Below are 17320 nucleotides of genomic sequence, written 5' to 3' on the forward strand. Positions count from 1 at the left end.
ACCATTATAAACAGCAAATTGCCGCATTCACATGACGGCTTGATGAAAAGCCGGAACCAACGACCCGGAATCAAACAGAAACGGCCGGGGTCACCCGCGTTAACCGCTCACGGGCTATTCCTCACTGGTTTCTGTAGTGAATCCAATGCCTCGACACGAGCGATCTCGCTCGAGGAGAAATACTGCTGGCGCAACTGACTTTGCTGCTGGGCTTTCTCGTCGGCCGAAAGTCCCGCGGCATCGACCTGGGCCACCGCGGCGCGGTACTGCTTCCATCGCCGCTGCCAGTCGGCACGCTGCTGATCCAGTGCCGCCAGCCGCTGCGCCGCTTCGGCGCCGAAGGTCTGCTGTCGCAGTTGGTCGATCTGGGCGGCTGAAGCCCCACTGCTACGAAGCTTCTGCAGGCTTTGCTGGTAGCTTTCAAACCGTTGCGTTGCCGCCCGCGACTGCTGCATCGATTCCGGCAACTGCGACGCCGCTGCGGCCAACTGCTCCTCCTTCTGCTGGGGCGTCAGGCTATCATCCTTCGCGATCCTCAGCCGGGAGAGCGTGTACTGATCCAAAGCCTCATCCCGGGCGAAGAAAGCCTCTGCCACGGACTCGCCCAAGGTACTGCGGCGCAGGTCCCGCACCCTGGCCAATTGCGCGGCGATGGCGGAGGGATCGCTGCCGGGCCCCACCGCACCCTCGCTACCGCTGCCCAACTGCGTTAAAGCCAGACGGTAGTCCAGATAGTGCCCCAGGATTTCCAGCGCCTGCTGTCTCGGGCCCAGAGGGAGTACTGACAGGGCCGCTCGAATACGGGCCACGATCGTCTGCAGCGACTCCTCGCCCAGGGCGGATAGATAGTATTCGAAGAGTTCACGTAATTGGGGTGTCGGCTCCAGTTGGCCGTCCTCGACCTGGAGCCATCCATCCGGCGCCTGGGTACCGCGCAGCGAGCGTGGCAAGGGGCCGGGATCGATCTTTGCGGCCTCTCGCATCAGTACCGGAATACTTTTGGTCTTACCGGATAATGCCGGTCTGGCAGCCGGTACTGCAGCCGTATCGTGGGTTTTGTCCGCCTGCGGCCCCAGCGGCAACAGGGATCCCACGGCGACCACGCCGATAAACAGGGCACTCAATAGCCCCGCGTACAGGACCGTTTGACGACGCATCAGAAAGGACTCCCCCGTCATCGCGCCACCAGCAAAAGCGGGCGATAGTTATTGTTGTTGGAGCAAGGCCGATATCGCCCGACGGCAATAGGTACTCAGCCTTAAAATGGCACGAGTGTGCCTGAAACGGCACAGCAATGACCGTCGGTCAGTTCACAAAAGACAGGGCTACAGGAAAAAGGGGGGCCGGAACGGCATATGGCAACGGCCATAAGGGCGTGGCACAACATTCAACGGGAAAGGGACTGCGCACTCCTTTCCCGTCAGCACGGTCAGATAGGCAGACTTCCGTAATTGGCGTCGGGCTTCTTGGGAGGGTCGGCCCTTACATCGTTTTCAACACGGACAATGGCACCCCCCTGCTGCAGGAACGCCTCGATGTCCGCATTCAACTGATCCCGGATGCGAGTGCGGTTCGCCATTGAGCCAACCTCACTCTCTTCCGGACCATTTTCCTCCATCCGGATTTCTTCCACGCTCATAAGACACTTCCACTAGATAGTCGATAAAAAAGGGTCATTGACTGCGAAGCCGCCGACGATCAACGGTTTCTTGCGTTCTATATAAAACCTGACTGTCTATTTCGCCAGTGCAAGGATACACATTTTTGTGAATTTTTGTATCCCGACAATCACTTTGATTTCAGTACACTGGAGACATCTCATGATACTCATTCCAGAAAGCTGACCTAACTCAAAAACGTCATGACCGATCACAATTTAGCCACGCCAGTGCCAATGTCGCGGCCTGCTCCAGTTTGTAGCGATTTGTAATCTGGGCGGGCAGCCCGCCCAGAACTCACTACACTCAAATTCAGGCGGAGGGCCTCTGCTGTACCCGCCGCTGTGCTTTAGCCTAGTCGTTTTCCCTTCCCTGTATGGAAACGTATTCCGGGGTGTTCGCACCCCGCTTTTTTTTTTGCGTTCCACGCCTTTCCTGCCGCCCCGATATTCACGGGCCAAACTTGACTGTTAATGCAATAAGTGATCAACTAAACATAAAATGAATCGTGATTCACACTTATGGCCTATCGAGAAACAGATCGCGTTCGTGCGCGCAAAGCAGAAGCGCGCAGCCGGCTGATCGCAGCGGCTTTTGCCTTGGTGACAAAAGGCGGATTCCGCAACGCTCAGGTTTCCCAGGTTGCCGAGTTGGCAGGCGTTGCCACCGGCTCTGTATACAGGCACTTCGCCTCCAAGGGCGAGCTGTTTTCAGAAGTGTTCCGCATAGCCACCCAGAAGGAGGTGGATAAGGTCAGTGAGGCGCTGGCAACACCCGGCTCAGCGCTGGAGCGGCTTGAGCGCGCCCTGAGAACCTTTGCAGTGCGGGCACTGAAAGCCCCCACACTGGCATGGTCGCTGATCGCCGAGCCGGTCGACCCCCAAGTGGATGCCGACCGCCTGCAGTACCGACTGGCCTACGCCGAACTCTTCCAACGTGCCATCGAAGAGGGCACTGCCACTGGCGAGCTGCCCCCTCAGGACCCGCGTATCAGTGCCACCGCATTGGTCGGAACCATCGCCGAAGTCCTGGTCGGCCCGCTGTCGCCTGGCAGCCACGCCGCTTTGGGTGCCTCGGGCCCGTCCCATCAACACCACCTGGTCGAGGGCATCGTCCGTTTCTGCCTGCAGGCACTGACAGGCAAAGCGCTGAACACCGATAACTCCCCGCAATCTTTTGCCGAAGGTGCTTCATCATGAACGCCAAAGTGGATGTCAAAACACAGGAAGACCGTTTTCTCGCAACGACCCACGAGGTCCTCAACCAATCGCCGGTACTCGAGAATTACAACCTGTTCGAGCAGGATACCGCGCTGCGTGAGGCGATAGTCCGCGAAGGTGCGTCCTGGGCCCATGACGACCTGGTCCGTTTCGGTGGCATCGCTGGCGACGCGGCCACCATTGAACTGGGCTTCCTGGCCAACGAGAACAAGCCGGTTTTGCATACCCATGACCGCCGCGGTGAGCGGGTCGATCTGGTCAAGTTTCACCCGGCTTATCATGAGCTGATGCGCATCGCCATCGAAGAGGGCCTGCACAGTTCCCCCTGGAGCGAACCGCGCGAAGGCGCCCACGTTGCACGCGCCGCCAAATACTATATGCACAGCCAGGTGGAAGCTGCCCACTGTTGCCCGATCACCATGACCTTCGCTGCGGTGCCGTCACTGCTCAAGCAGCCCGACCTCGGCGAACGCTGGATACCCAAGATCCTGTCCCGCCAATACGATCCCAGGAATGTGCCGGACGGCGGGAAGTCAGCTGTCACCATCGGTATGGCCATGACGGAGAAACAGGGCGGTTCGGATGTCCGGGCCAACACCACCCGCGCTTATCCGGTCGCTGACTCGGGCCCCGGCAGAGCTTACGAGCTGGTCGGGCACAAGTACTTTGTCTCCGCCCCCATGTGTGATGCCTTCCTGGTCCTGGCCCAGGCGCCGGGCGGCCTGTCCTGCTTTCTGCTACCGCGCTGGCGGCCGGACGGCAGTAAGAATCCGCTACAGATACAACGGCTCAAGAACAAGATGGGCAATGTCGCCAATGCCTCCAGTGAAACCGAGCTTCGCGGCGCCACCGCCTGGCTGATCGGCGAGGAAGGCCGTGGCGTTCCCACCATCATCGAGATGGTCGCCATGACCCGCTTCGACTGTATGATCGGCTCCTCAGCCGGTATGCGTCAGGCCGTGGCTCAGGTCACTCACCACTGCCGGCATCGCAAGGCCTTTGGCGCCCATCTGGCCGATCAGCCGCTGATGCAGAACGTGCTCGCCGACCTGATTCTGGAAAGCGAAGCCGCGCTGGCCCTGACCATGCGCATGGCCCGCGCCCTGGATCACCAGGGTTCGGAACAGGAGCGCCTGCTACTGCGCCTCACCACGGCGGTAGGTAAATACTGGATCTGCAAACGCACCCCCAACCACGCCTACGAGGCGATGGAATGTATCGGCGGCAGCGGCGTCATGGAAGATTGCATCATGCCCCGCCTGTTCCGCGAATCGCCGGTCAACGCCATCTGGGAGGGGAGCGGCAACGTGCAATGCCTGGATGTACTGCGCGCGATGGACAAAGAGCCCGGCGTACTGGACGCATTCTTCAGCGAAGTCAGCGCCGCACAGGGCGAAAACCGCCTGTTCGACGCCTTCCTGACCCAACTGAAAACCGATTTCGCCGCCCATCCCGACGATATCGCCTACCGGGCACGCAACCTGGTCGACCGGCTGGCCCTCGCGATGCAGGCATCACTACTGATCAGGACCGGCCAGAGCCAGGTTGCCGATGCATTCTGTGCGGGGCGCCTGCAATCCAGCGGTGGCTTGAACTATGGCAACCTGCCATCCGGTGTGGACTGCAAGGCGCTGATCCAGCGGGCCACGCCCATGGTGGGCTGATGGGACTGCATATCGGCATACTCACGCTGGACTTTCAGCTCTACGGCTGCACGACACTCAAAGACAAGCGCCGCCGCTTCGCGCTCCTGCGCAACGAATGGGGGCGCCAATCCGACCTCGCAGTCTGCGAAACCGGCGACCTGGAGGACCTGGGCGCCGCCACTTGGAGCATCGCAGCTGTCGGCACTTCGCCCGCCCAGATTCAGCAGCGCCTGGATCATGTGGAGAAAGCCATTGCCAGTCGCATCGATGCCCCCATTCTCGACACCCGTTTCGAATGGGCCTGATACCTGACGCTTTCCTACTGGTTTGACCGCTAATCAACGCTTATACTACGCGCCCTGACGCCCGAACGGGGCTGCCGAATCGGCCCCGATCGCACCGCGCCGCATTGTTGCGCGGGCCGGGTTTGAGAGATACTGGGACGACTGGGACTTTCGACCTGTCCCTGTTCGTTCGTCGGACGTCACCACGGCGCTGGACCGTGGCGGCTGCAAGCTCCACGCACCCGCCTCCAACGATCGCTCGACGCCATCAGAGTGGACATCAGACCGCGCCCCGGCAATACCGGGACGCAGGCCAGGGGCATCGGATTCGCCCGGAAACGTCCGCGTATTATCGAACAGGGATACGAGAGATTCCCTCGCCGAAGGGTCTGTAGTAGCAAACCTGACGTGAGTGGCAAACCTGACGTGTGGCGCGCATATGACCGGCAAACAGAAAGCGGCTCAGGCCTCCCTGGAGGCGATGTATCGGGTGTTTACGGTGCCCGAGGCACCGGAATCGACGTTGAGCCGCGTCGACCAGGACATTTCCCGCAATCTTGCAGGCTTTCTGCAGGATCACATCGTGGCGGTCCAAAAGGATGTGGCAGAGATGGAGAAGGACTTCTCCGATGCGCACATCCCGGAAAAGCCGATCTTCGTCTCCGAACAGGCCCAGTTCCTGCTCGATAAGCTCGTTGCCAACTCGGTACACACCGCTTCACCCAGCTTTATCGGCCATATGACATCGGCCCTGCCGTACTTCATGTTGCCGCTCTCGAAGATCATGATCGCCCTCAACCAGAACCTGGTGAAGATCGAAACCTCCAAGGCCTTCACACCCTTGGAGCGTCAGGTTCTGGGCATGATGCACCGACTGGTGTATCAACAGGACGATGCCTGGTACCGCAAGTGGATGCATGACCCCCATCACGCGCTGGGCAGCATGTGTTCCGGCGGCACCATCGCCAACATCACGGCCCTGTGGGTCGCGCGCAATCAGGCGTTCCCCGCCGAGGGCAGTTTCCGCGGCATTCATCGCGAGGGGCTGTTCCGCGCGCTGCGTTTCTATGGTTACGAGGGCGCGGCGGTACTGGTGTCTCGTCGGGGTCACTATTCATTGCGCAAGTCCGCCGATTTGCTCGGCCTGGGCCGCGACGCCCTGATCGCCATCGACACCGACGACGATAACCGCATTCTCACGGATTCCCTGCGCGAAAAGTGCCTGGAACTGCAAAAGCAAAAGATCAAGATCCTGGCCGTTGTGGGCATCGCCGGTACTACTGAGACCGGCCATGTCGACCCGCTCGATGCCCTGTCTGACATTGCCCGCGAATTCGGTGCCTATTTTCATGTCGATGCGGCCTGGGGCGGCCCCACCCTCTTCTCCCGCCGCTATCGCCATCTGCTCAAAGGGATCGAAAAAGCGGACTCGGTAACCATCGACGCCCATAAGCAGCTGTATGTGCCGATGGGCTCCGGCATGGTGGTGTTCCGCGACCCGACGCTGGCCAGCGCAATCGAGCATCACGCCCAGTATGTCATCCGCAAGGGATCCCGCGACCTCGGCAGTACAACATTGGAAGGGTCCCGCCCGGGGATGGCGATGCTGATCCATTCAGGGTTGCGCATCATCGCGCGAGAGGGATACGAGCTGCTGATCAATCAGGGGATCGAGAAGGCAAAAACCTTTGCCGACATGATCGATCATCACGAGGATTTCGAGCTGGTGACGCGGCCGGAGCTCAACATCCTGACCTATCGCTACTGCCCGCCGAAGGTCCGCGAGGCCTTGGCAAAAGCCAGCGCCGAGCAGCAGGAACGCCTCAACGCCTCGCTCAACCGCGTGACGAAGTTCATCCAGAAAACACAGCGTGAACGCGGCAAGGCATTCGTTTCGCGGACCAGGCTCGAACCGGTTCGTTACCACCGCTATCCGGTCGTCGTGTTCCGCGTCGTTCTGGCCAATCCGATGACGACCACGGATATCCTGCGCGCCATCCTGCAGGAACAGGTGGAAATCGCGGCGGATGCCGACATCAAGGAAGAAATGGACGCGCTCAACATCATCGCCGATCGCGTCCTGGGCAACGCTCAGGGACAACAGCCACCTGCCGCCACCGGTTGAAACCAAAACGGCCCCGGCATTTCAATGCCAGGGCCGTCAACTCAGTAAAGCGCCCCCTCGTCATCCAGGACTTCCTGGATAATTTCCAGGAACATGCGGTCGGCATCGCTGAATTTTTCCGGAATGCGCACCGAAGTATTGGCGCCGATTTCCCGCGCGATTTTTTCGTCCGCGTCAGGGTCATCTCTGTATTTGCGCGCAATCTCCATGGATTTCACGGCGATGGTCGGATCACTCAATACCTTTTTGATAAAGACGCGCAGTTCATTGATGATCTTGAGCTGACGGCTCTCATCCACAGTACTCATGCGGGCTTACTCCTGAGGCCAAAATAAAGGACCCTATCACTATAACCCGCCTTTGCCCGCCCGCAACCACCGAAAGCGCCACAGGGGCAGGCAAGACCTCCCCATCGGCGTATCCGACCCGCGTCAGTCCACCAGCGCACCCTGAACCATCGCCCGCAGTTCCTGACGCACCGGATAGGACGATGACGGAATCAGCTGCGTCATGAAAATCACCACCATGTCCTCAACCGGGTCGACAAAGAAATTGGTGCTGGCCAGACCGCCCCAGCCAAATTCCCCCGGAGAGCCATTGGTCTGTGATTTCGCGACATCGATCTTGACCGAAACGCCCAACCCGAAACCAGACCCCTCATAGGGCGTTTCGCTGAAGGCACCGACGGATAACCCGGGAAGATCCTGATTGCCCGGCAGATGGTTGAGGCGCATGAATTCCAGGGTCTTGCGGCCGAGGATGCGCTGGCCCTCCCAGGCGCCGCCATTCGCCAGCGCCTGTGCAAAATGAAAATAGTCGTCGATGCTGGACACCAGCCCGCCGCCACCGGAAAAGTATGTCTGCTCCCGGGTGAAGTGAGAATCCTGCGGATCGTCCTGCAAGACAAAGCGGTTACCCGGTTGGTACTGGTAGCAGGCGGCAAAACGCTCGATTTTCTCCGCCGGCACCGTAAAGCCGGTATCGGACATCCCCAGCGGCGTGAAAATATGCTCGCGGAAGTAGTCCGGCAGGGGCTTGCCGGAAATCAGCTGCACCAGATAACCGAGGACGTCAGTGGACACGGAATAATTCCAGGCCGATCCTGGTGAAAACTCCAGGGGCAATTCAGCCAGTCTCTCGATAAAGCTGTCGAGCGTCAGCCCCTTGCTGCCATCCAGTCCCAATTCCCGGTAGGCTGCATCGACATTGGTGCGATTCATGAAACCGTAGGTCAAACCGGACATGTGAGTGAACAGGTCGCGGATGGTCATCTGACGGGTCACCGGCACCGTCAGGAAATTCGGATACAGGCCGGATTTGTAGACCCGCAGGTTCTTCCAGGACGGGATGTATTTGTGGACCGGGTCGTCGAGCAGGAAGCGCCCCTGCTCGTAGAGTTGCATCATGGCAACGGCCGTGATCGGCTTGGTCATCGAGTAGATGCGGAACAGGGTGTCGCGTCGCATCGGTTTCTGGCGTTCGACATCCATCAGCCCCTGGGGCTTAAGATAGGCAATCTGGCCATGACGGGCTACCAGCGTCAGCGTGCCTGGAAAACGACCCTTGGCCAGGTACTCCCGCTCCAGGTGAGCCTCGATGCGGTTCAGTGCGGCGCCGGACAAACCGACGGCTTCGGCAGACTGCGTCATCCTCAATCCTCTTATTAACTATGGTTATCCACGACTATTCGCGAATGCGTTGCATGACCAGCGATACCCAGAAACGGCATGTTGGGTTATCGTCTACGGGGTTTGGGCGCTCCCGCCTTTGGACTCTCCCATCAGGAAGGAAATCCGACATGGCTTTCGTACAACGTCGACGCCTGCTGCAACTGTTCAGTCTACTGCTGGGCCTCTGCCTCTGGCGCGACGCCGCTGCGGTCTACCCGCCACCGGTTATCGCCAGACATGGCATGGTCGTCACTTCCCAGCACCTCGCTTCGCAGGTAGGACTGGATATCCTGAAACAGGGCGGTAACGCCGTGGACGCCGCGGTCGCCGTGGGCTATGCCCTGGCCGTGGTCCATCCCTGCTGCGGCAATATCGGCGGCGGCGGTTTTATGCTGATCCACTTGGCTGACGGCAAGAACCTGTTCCTGAATTTTCGGGAAAAGGCACCGCTGAAGGCAACCCGCGACATGTATCTGGACAAGCAGGGTAACGTGATTCCCGGTGCCAGCATAGACACCTACCTGGGTGTGGGAGTTCCGGGCACCGTGCTCGGGCTGGATACGGCCCTGCACAAATACGGCACCATGACCCGTTCCCAGGTCATGGCACCCGCCATCCGCTATGCCCGTGACGGCTTCGTATTGGCCCGTGGCGACGTCGATATTCTCAACCGCCGAACACAGGAGTTCGCCGGCCAGCCCAATGTTGCGGCGATCTTCCTCAATCACGGCAAGCCTTACCAACCTGGCGAGCGACTGGTGCAGCCTCAGTTGGCCCACACCCTGTCGCTGATCGAGAAGGACGGCCCCAAGGCCTTCTATGACGGCCCTATCGCCAAAGCCGTGGTCAAGGCCAGTGACGCCAACGGCGGACGCCTCAGCCTGCAGAATTTCCGGGATTACAGCGTGGAATGGGAGAAGCCGATCCAGTGCGATTATCGCGGCTACACCGTCTACTCCTCACCGCCTCCCAGCTCGGGTGGCACCACGATCTGCGAAATCCTCAACGTCCTGAACGGTTACCCCATGGGCTTTATGGGATTCCACTCAGCCCAGTCCGTGCATTATCTGGTGGAGGCCATGCGCCACGCCTATGTGGACCGAAACACCAAGCTGGGTGATCCCGACTTCGTCAAGAACCCGCTACAGGAGCTGCTTTCCCCGGCCCATGCCGCCGCAATCCGCGCCAAGATCGACCCGGACAGGGCCACACCCTCCAGCGAACTGGGTCCCAAGGTACTGCTGCAGGAAGGCCACAGCACCACCCACTACTCCATCGTCGACAAGGACGGCAATGCCGTAGCGGTCACCTATACCATCAACAACTGGTTTGGCACCGGCAAGATCGCCGGTAATACCGGATTCTTCCTCAACGACGAGATGGACGACTTCACCTCCAAACCCGGCGTTCCCAACCTGTTCGGCCTGGTGCAGGGGGAAGCCAACGCCATCGCACCTGGAAAGCGGCCGCTGAGTTCGATGTCACCCACCATCGTGATGAATCCGGACCACAAGCTGTTCATGGTGACCGGAAGCCCCGGCGGCTCCCGCATCATCACAATTACCCTGGAGACCATTCTCAACGTGATCGACCATCACATGGATATCCAGGCCGCCGTCGACGCGCCACGCATCCATCACCAGTGGTTGCCGGACGAGGTCTTCCTGGAGCCGGGCGCCCTATCCGCAGACACGCGTGCCAAGCTATCGGCCATGGGCTATCGGTTCAAGGTCCAGCACCCCTGGGGAGCTGACGAGGCAATATTAGTCGATCCGAAAACCGGGGAACGTGAGGGCGCCAACGATGATCGCCGGCCAGCCGGTAAGGCAGTGGGATATTGAAGGGATCAGAGCCAGGGGGATGGGTTCAACCATCCCCCAACGCCGCTAGTGCTGCTGCATCTGATGGGTATGCTTGATATAAGCCTGATACTGGGGAATCGCGATTGCCGCCAGAATCCCCATCAACATAACCAGAATGGGAACCCCCACGCCAAGGAAGATGATGCCGCGCGTGTTCGGAGCCGGAGGGGGGCCAAACCGATTGAGGGCCTCTCTGCCTGGCCGAAACAGGAGGTAAAGCCCCAGCAGCGCATTCACGATAGGCACGAAAAACAACAGGGCCCACCACCCGGAGTGATCCAGGTCGTTGAGCCGCCGCTTCATGATAATCATGTTGGGAAGTGCAAGGATCAGAGAAGAAAGCCGAAACGCCAGCAACATATGATCGGGGCTCGCCCGCTCGCCACTGGCGATCATCATAATCATCGGTGGAAAAATCAGGAGACAGCCGATAACGCTGACAACCATACCGTAGGCAAGATAACGCATCCGTCCGATACGTCCCTTCAACGCAAAGAACTTTGGCTGGTACGTTTCGACCGTTACGCCCACGTCCAAACGACTTTCCGGACTGCTGTACGGATCAATATTTTCCATAAAACACCTACTCCCTTTTATTGGCCATCTAAACAGTAAGGCCGCTCCATCAGCGCTGTCTGGAGCCGCCGAACGCAATTTTAGCCCAGGTTCACGCAGCAATGCGGGGAAAAGCATCTATTTGGGGACTGGCGCAAAGTCACCCGATAAGGGCACCCCGTGCCGCGCGGCTTTCATCCAATGCCACCCACATCTTGTCGAAGATCAAGATGTCCGGTGGAGTCCTGGCCGAGAATAATCCGGATAACACGTACGACTGCCCGGAGGTTGAGAATGAACGAATCGGCAACCATCAAGGTTTGGGACCCGCTGCTGCGCCTGTTTCACTGGTCGCTGGTCGTCAGCTTCGCCATCGCCTATCTGACAGGGGACGAGGAAGGCGAGCTGCACGTGCTGTCCGGTTACGTCGTCAGCGGACTGATCGCTTTTCGCATTCTTTGGGGAATCGTCGGCCCCCGGCATGCCCGTTTTAGCGACTTTGTGACAGGCCCGGGCAAAGTGGTGGCTTATCTACGCAGCCTTGCCGGCGGCAAGCCGCAACACTATCTCGGTCATAATCCCGCCGGGGGCTATATGGTCATAGCGCTGCTGATTGCCCTGGCCGTCACCTGCTACAGCGGACTCGCCGCCTATGGCGCCGAAGGACACGGTCCTCTGGCCGACGGCACCTCGCTGCCGATTGCCTCAGCCTACGCCGACGAAGATAACGAAGGAATGGAAAATGACCATGAAGGCATGGAGGGCGGCGAAAGCGCCTGGGAGGAAATCCACGAAACGGCCGCTAACCTGACGCTCGCGCTGGTCTTCCTGCATATTGCCGGCGTCTTCGTGTCCAGCCGACTGCATCGGGAAAACCTCGTTCGCGCCATGATTACCGGCCGCAAGAACAAGTCCTGAACGTTTCCGGCCGCTGCGACTGCAGCGGCCTCAGTCCATGTCCTCGTATTGCGGCAGATCGTCGGCGATGTCGTACCAAGGAGCCTTGCTGCCCACAAAGACATGCCGTGTCGGCTTTACCCCGGGGTCCGTATCCAGGGTCCCCAAGGGGAAACCCAAGACCTCCGGCTGCTGATCGAAACGGGTAAAAAGACTGGAGCCGCACTCTGAACAGAAGCCCTTATGCTCACCCGGGGACGACTCATAGAACTTGATAAATCCCTCCCCCCGCACCGTTTTCCACGCCGACGTCGCCACCTTCGCGCGGGTGCGAAAAGCCGACGCATGCAGCTTTCGGCACATGGAGCAATGGCAGTTGAGAACGTCCGTCAGTTCACCGTGGATCTCGTAGGCAACCCGCCCGCACAGACAGCGCCCTTTATGGATCATGGTGTTCTCCCTGTTGAATAAAGCACCGGCCGGGCCTCAAAAGGACTGGCTTACCCGCACCATATACTCGGGCAACTGGTCGCCGATGGCCGCCACCAGCGCGGGGTCGGCATAGGCCACCATGGCAAGCTGACCGAGCAGGCTGATATCGGCAAAGGTCAATTCAGGCCCCGCGACAAAACCCTGCGAGCGAATAGACGCCAGTGTTGGCGCCATGAGCTCCCGGGCTTTGGCGACGAGCTCAGCCTGCTCATGCTTCCAGGCGTCGATACAGCCTGCACCAAATTTCCGCTCTTTGATAAATGCGAACAACGCCTTCTCGAAAGGCGTCTCGAAGCGGGCCTGGATACCGGGCGACGCCACCCGGAACAATATGTCTTCCAGCGTTGAATCACACCAGTCCGCATAGGCCCAGACCAGTGCAGCCAGCGGTTCGGGAACAAGCCTGTTTTCCACCAGACCCAGCAGATATTGGCAGATGACCCGCGACTCGACGACCACGTTGCCGTCGTGATCGATAGCCGGTACCACAACCCGGCCGCCGGTTAGTTCAACGAGATCGGAGCGGTCGCAGAATGGGACGTCCAGCGGCGTGTAGTCGAGGTGTAAGGCATCCAGCAAGTACTGGACCTTGAGCGCATAGCAGCTGTAGGGGAAACGATAGAGCCTGATCATGGAACCTCCCTGTGCAGCAATGGTTTTATCCCCGTTCCCGTAACATGTAGAGCAGGTCCAGGGGATCGGGTTCGGCGAGGCCGAGAATGGTCAGGATAGTATGTGCCTGACCGCGATGGTGGGTCTGATGATTAAAGATATGACCCAGGAGCTGATACAAGGGTTGCAGGTGCAAGCGCCCATTGAGTGTGCGGTATTCCCATTCCCGCTCGAATTGCGCAGCATCGAGCGCTTCGACAAAGGCCGAAAGACGACGATCCTCTTCCTGACGGGCCCTATGCAGCTCGCCAAGGTCCTCGAACAGCACAGCGTCCAGCGCATCCGGATGATCGCCCGTGCCGGTCAGACGGCGCAGCCAGATCCGGTCGGCCGTCAGCAGATGGTTGAGCGTACCGTGAAGGCTACCGAAATAGGCGCCGACATCCTTCCGGTAGTCCGCATCCGGCAAGGTCTTCGCCATAGCGTATAGTTTTTCGTTTGCCCACTCGTTGTATGCCGCCATCATCTTAAAGTGTGCTTTCATCGTCACTCCTTCAACCTGTCAGGGAACCTGTTTGCACGAAAAGCACCGGCTTCACCACGAAAATCACTGAGGCCGGGCGGCCAGTATCCGGATGCAGGGGTTCACGCATCGCCGACAAGCGCAAACCGCACCGGTTCAGCAGCGCGACCCAACTCTCCAGGGTTCGGAAATACCAGGGCGCCGGATCGCTGAACGCATCGCTGAAACCAGACCAGGAACCAGGCCGCCACCCATCCGTATAGGGCGCATCACCACAGGCCTCCACGGGATGCAGAGTCTGAATCATCAACGTACCCCCGGGATTGAGCAGATCCGGAACCGCTGCCAGTAACGCCTCAACCGACGCTTCCCCCAGCAGCGAAAAGTTGCAGACAACCGCATCCATGGCTACGTCCAACGCACCCTCCGCAATGGCCTCATACGACAACTGCCGGAATTCGCCGCCGCCGGCTCCTCGGGCACGCTCCACCAATGCACCGATCGCATCGACCCCCAGCACCCGAATCCCCTTCGCGACAAGCGCGCGGGACAACCAGCCCTCACCACATCCCATATCGAGCACCGACGCTGGCGCCTGCCTTAACACCGTCTCGATGATCGCCTGGTTGGTGACTCGCTCCCGACTGAGGATCTGCCCTCCCCGTACCGCCTCGGTCCAGGGGATCGCATTTCTTGACCAGGATTCGACGATACGCGCGTCGCTGAGAGGCTCCATCACAGCACTGTCCGATGAGGGTTTCATTTGGCATAGCCAAGGATCATGGCATCCAAGGATGATAGCGAACCCTATCAGAACGGTCGACATCGGACGGGACGCCCGAAAAATACGCCATGGCCCATTTTGGTGCCTCACTGCGCGAGCACAGCCCTCTGACGCCTATCAATAATGACGAAACCAATCATTTTTTAATCACTTCAAGCCATTAAACGTGACACCGTCCAAAACGACATCCGCCCTGCCAGAAACCCGCTTCTGATGCTGTAAAAACAGGGCGCCGGAGGTTCCCTAAATCCAATTTTGTTGTTGATACAGATCAACCCAAGATCGCCGTCAACTCGTCACCATGATGTGACAGCTTTCTGTACGGGCCCACATCGGCCTGGTCGCTGCAGCCTCAATCTGTGACCTCTTACTGGGAGAGAACCCATGAAACTAATATCAAGGGCGCATGTATTGGTGGCAGCTATCGGCGCTGCCTGTCTGAGCGCTCCGGCATGGGCGTCGGACTCGGACTTTTCAAACGGAATCACGGTCGACAGTACTGCAGATGCACCTGACGCCAACGTCGGGGACGGTATCTGCGCCGACAGCCAGGGACGCTGCACGCTGCGGGCAGCCATTCAGGAAGCCAATGCACACGCCGGCGAGGATACCGTCGACCTGTCGCAGATCAACGACCCGAACAACCCCATTATCCTGACCATCAATGGTACGGACGAAACCTGGCAGACGACGGGTTCGGCCACGACACCTTTCGAAGCCATAGACACACCTGACGCTTCAAAAGGCGATCTCGACATTACCGACTCCATCAGGATTGTCGGTGCCGGCAGCAGCAAGACCATTATCGAGTGGTCGGCAGCCTCACGGACCGACGGCGACCCATCCACGGGGGACCGCGTCTTCCAGGCTCAGGCACTGACCGGCAACATCACTGTGTATATTTCCGGCCTGACCATCATGAACGGCAGCGTCGGCATTCCCAACTCCACAGACCCAGCCAACCCCTATAACCTCCAGGTCAATGGCGACGGCAGTATCTGGCAGTTCAAGCGCTTCGGCGGAGCTATCACCTTCGGTAAGGGCGATGCCGTATCGCTCTATACCGCGACGGCACACGGCGGCTCGGGCGGCTCGGGCGGTAATGGTGGTAACGGTGGTTCTTCGGGCGGTGAAAGCGCCTACACCATCGACAGCGCCACGCTCAACGATGTGGTTTTGGCGGACAATAGCTCCGGTTCCGATGGCGGCGGCCTTTATAACACTGCCCCGATCACCATCGAAAGCTCGGTCATGTGGGGCAATACCGCCGGTGCCAACGGCGGTGCCATTTACAACGACGGCGCCATGACCCTGACGGACTCCTCCATCGGCACCTTGACCACCAATACCAGTTCCACCGCCAACACGGCGGAAAATGGCGGAGGCCTGTTCGACACCGGCTCACACACCTCGACGATCCTCCGCACAGCCATGAATGGCAACACGGCCACCGGCGGCGGCGCCATCGCGGCCCGCAGCCTGGTCCAAGTCGACATTACCAACTCGACCTTCAACGGCAATACCGGGAGCGATGTAGGTGGCGGCATTACCACCAACGGCACCGTGAACCTACTGAATTCCACCGTGACCGATAACAAGTCCGGCAGCGATTCGGCCAACGGCGGCGCTGGCCTGAACAGCTTCGGCAGCGGCACTTTCCAACTCAAGAACACGCTACTGTCCAATAACCAAAGCGCCGACGCGACCGCCAACTGCGGCTGTACGGGTGGCGAATGCACCTCCAGCCACCAATTTTCCTCCCTCGGCCATAACCTGGAGGACGCCAACACCTGCTCGCTGAACGCCACAGGCGATCTACCGAACACGGCGCCCCAGTTGAAGGCGCTCGCCAACAATGGCGGACTCAGCGATACCCGGGCACTACCCTCGATCCAAGCCGGGGATAGCGTCACCAGCCCGGCTATCGATGCGGCCAACGACAGCGGCTGCCCGAATAACGACCAACGCCAGTCCCTGCGCCCTGCGGACGGCAACCTCGACGGTATTGTCCACTGCGATATCGGCGCCTATGAAACCTATATCGTTACCGCCGACCTGCAGATCAAGGATCTCGTCGCACCGGACCAAGTAGCAAAAAATGCAACGACCGCCGTGACGATCACCCTGCTCAACGGCGACACAACACAAAGTGCCACTGGCGTCACTTTGACGACCGATGCCCTGCCCGCAGACGTCACGATCAACAGTGCCACCTACACCGTCGGTAGCAGTACCACGGCCAACGCCTGTTCGATCAGCAGCCAGACCGTGACCTGCTCAATCGGCACCCTGACCGCCAGCCAAACCGCGCAGGTTTCGCTCAGCCTGACACCCACGGCCGTGGGCACACGCACCTTGACCGCGCACGTAAGCGCCAGCGCACCTGCCGACGCCAACCTTACCAACAACACAGCCAGTGCGACCATCAGCGTCATCGGTAGTTCGGACCTGGCCCTGAGCGGCGCCATCAGCAATCCGCCGCTCTATGTCTTCCATGAGGCCATCGGCCAGTTCACCATCCTCAACAAAGGTCCCAATGCGGCCACCTCCCCGCGTTTTGCCGGAACCGTGTCGGGCGATGTCACCTTGAAGTCGATATCCAGCTCTCAGGGTAGCTGCCGTATCGCCGATGACGGCTACGTCTGCGATCTGAATACGCTGGCCGTCGGCGCTTCGGCTGTCATCAACGTCAGCGTGACCGTTAACAGGGCGACCACACTGACCTTCCAGGCACAGGCACTGGCAGAACCGGAGACCGATCCTGACGCCACCAACAACAGCGCTACCGTCACAGCAAGTGTGACAGAAGGGGATAATGGGGGGGGCGGTTGCAGTTTCGATCCGAAGTCGCCCTTCGATCCGACGATGCCGGCACTGCTCCTTCTCGGCATCGGAGGCCTGATTCTGCGCAGGAACACCCCGCACCGCCCCAAATAACGGGAGGTAAAGGCGAGCCCCTTTCGGGGCTCGCTGACCTCTCCGGAGACAACCA

16 protein-coding genes are annotated in these 17320 nt (G+C 59.6%); 7 read left to right on the forward strand and 9 right to left on the reverse strand.

The features are described from left to right. Positions 1 to 107 precede the first annotated feature (107 nt). On the reverse strand, positions 108 to 1157 hold the full coding sequence (locus tag CLR77_RS03430; protein ID WP_158227109.1) for a lipase secretion chaperone: 1050 nt from the start codon (positions 1155 to 1157) through the stop codon (positions 108 to 110). A 272-nt stretch (positions 1158 to 1429) separates the two neighbouring features. Further along, entirely contained in the window at positions 1430 to 1639 is a 210-nt protein-coding gene (locus tag CLR77_RS03435) for a hypothetical protein (RefSeq protein WP_097459170.1), read from the reverse strand. A gap of 540 nt (positions 1640 to 2179) precedes the next feature. Here CLR77_RS03435 and CLR77_RS03440 point away from each other — a divergent pair. From CLR77_RS03440 to panP, 4 genes are all read left to right on the forward strand, one after another. Continuing rightward, positions 2180 to 2857: a TetR/AcrR family transcriptional regulator gene (locus tag CLR77_RS03440; protein WP_097459171.1), complete on the forward strand. Its 678-nt coding sequence runs from the start codon at positions 2180 to 2182 to the stop codon at positions 2855 to 2857. After that, positions 2854 to 4542: an isovaleryl-CoA dehydrogenase gene (locus tag CLR77_RS03445; protein ID WP_097459172.1), complete on the forward strand. Its 1689-nt coding sequence runs from the start codon at positions 2854 to 2856 to the stop codon at positions 4540 to 4542. The genes CLR77_RS03440 and CLR77_RS03445 overlap by 4 nt, the downstream gene beginning before the upstream one ends. After that, complete coding sequence (locus tag CLR77_RS03450; protein ID WP_097459173.1) at positions 4542 to 4829, forward strand: DUF503 domain-containing protein; 288 nt, start codon at positions 4542 to 4544, stop codon at positions 4827 to 4829. Before CLR77_RS03445 ends, CLR77_RS03450 begins: the two co-directional genes overlap by 1 nt. A gap of 418 nt (positions 4830 to 5247) precedes the next feature. Then, entirely contained in the window at positions 5248 to 6933 is a 1686-nt protein-coding gene (gene panP / locus CLR77_RS03455) for a pyridoxal-dependent aspartate 1-decarboxylase PanP (RefSeq protein WP_097459174.1), read from the forward strand. A 41-nt stretch (positions 6934 to 6974) separates the two neighbouring features. Here the strand turns inward: panP and CLR77_RS03460 are convergent, their stop codons facing one another. After that, the gene (locus CLR77_RS03460) at positions 6975 to 7241 is read right to left on the reverse strand and encodes a hypothetical protein (protein WP_097459175.1); all 267 of its coding nucleotides are present in this window, start codon (positions 7239 to 7241) and stop codon (positions 6975 to 6977) included. A 123-nt stretch (positions 7242 to 7364) separates the two neighbouring features. Continuing rightward, entirely contained in the window at positions 7365 to 8582 is a 1218-nt protein-coding gene (locus tag CLR77_RS03465; protein WP_097459176.1) for a serine hydrolase domain-containing protein, read from the reverse strand. 149 nt (positions 8583 to 8731) lie between these two features. On the opposite strand from CLR77_RS03465, the gene ggt reads away from it, so the two are divergent. Beyond that, a complete protein-coding gene (ggt, locus tag CLR77_RS03470) occupies positions 8732 to 10444 on the forward strand; it encodes a gamma-glutamyltransferase (RefSeq protein ID WP_097459177.1) in 1713 nt (570 codons plus the stop codon). A 45-nt stretch (positions 10445 to 10489) separates the two neighbouring features. Here ggt and CLR77_RS03475 read toward each other — a convergent pair whose 3' ends face one another. Next, on the reverse strand, positions 10490 to 11041 hold the full coding sequence (locus CLR77_RS03475) for a DUF805 domain-containing protein (protein WP_158227110.1): 552 nt from the start codon (positions 11039 to 11041) through the stop codon (positions 10490 to 10492). Between the two features lie 273 nt (positions 11042 to 11314). On the opposite strand from CLR77_RS03475, the gene CLR77_RS03480 reads away from it, so the two are divergent. Beyond that, the gene (locus CLR77_RS03480; protein WP_097459179.1) at positions 11315 to 11938 is read left to right on the forward strand and encodes a cytochrome b/b6 domain-containing protein; all 624 of its coding nucleotides are present in this window, start codon (positions 11315 to 11317) and stop codon (positions 11936 to 11938) included. A 30-nt stretch (positions 11939 to 11968) separates the two neighbouring features. Here CLR77_RS03480 and CLR77_RS03485 read toward each other — a convergent pair whose 3' ends face one another. From CLR77_RS03485 to CLR77_RS03500, 4 genes are read right to left on the reverse strand one after another with little or no spacing between them, the layout of a single operon-like run. Further along, a complete protein-coding gene (locus CLR77_RS03485) occupies positions 11969 to 12367 on the reverse strand; it encodes a GFA family protein (RefSeq protein WP_097459180.1) in 399 nt (132 codons plus the stop codon). A gap of 36 nt (positions 12368 to 12403) precedes the next feature. Next, positions 12404 to 13042, reverse strand: coding sequence for a glutathione S-transferase family protein (locus tag CLR77_RS03490; RefSeq protein ID WP_198962648.1), 639 nt, complete (start codon positions 13040 to 13042; stop codon positions 12404 to 12406). 25 nt (positions 13043 to 13067) lie between these two features. Next, positions 13068 to 13565, reverse strand: a complete 498-nt coding sequence (locus CLR77_RS03495; RefSeq protein WP_097459181.1) for a DinB family protein — start codon at positions 13563 to 13565, stop codon at positions 13068 to 13070. Positions 13566 to 13575: 10 nt separating this feature from the next. Continuing rightward, complete coding sequence (locus CLR77_RS03500) at positions 13576 to 14280, reverse strand: class I SAM-dependent methyltransferase (RefSeq protein WP_097459182.1); 705 nt, start codon at positions 14278 to 14280, stop codon at positions 13576 to 13578. A 432-nt stretch (positions 14281 to 14712) separates the two neighbouring features. On the opposite strand from CLR77_RS03500, the gene CLR77_RS03505 reads away from it, so the two are divergent. Next, positions 14713 to 17265: a DUF11 domain-containing protein gene (locus CLR77_RS03505; protein ID WP_097459183.1), complete on the forward strand. Its 2553-nt coding sequence runs from the start codon at positions 14713 to 14715 to the stop codon at positions 17263 to 17265. Positions 17266 to 17320: the final 55 nt, after the last annotated feature.

The sequence above is a fragment of the Mangrovitalea sediminis genome, assembly GCF_002514725.1.
Lineage (GTDB): Bacteria > Pseudomonadota > Gammaproteobacteria > Pseudomonadales > Oleiphilaceae > Mangrovitalea > Mangrovitalea sediminis.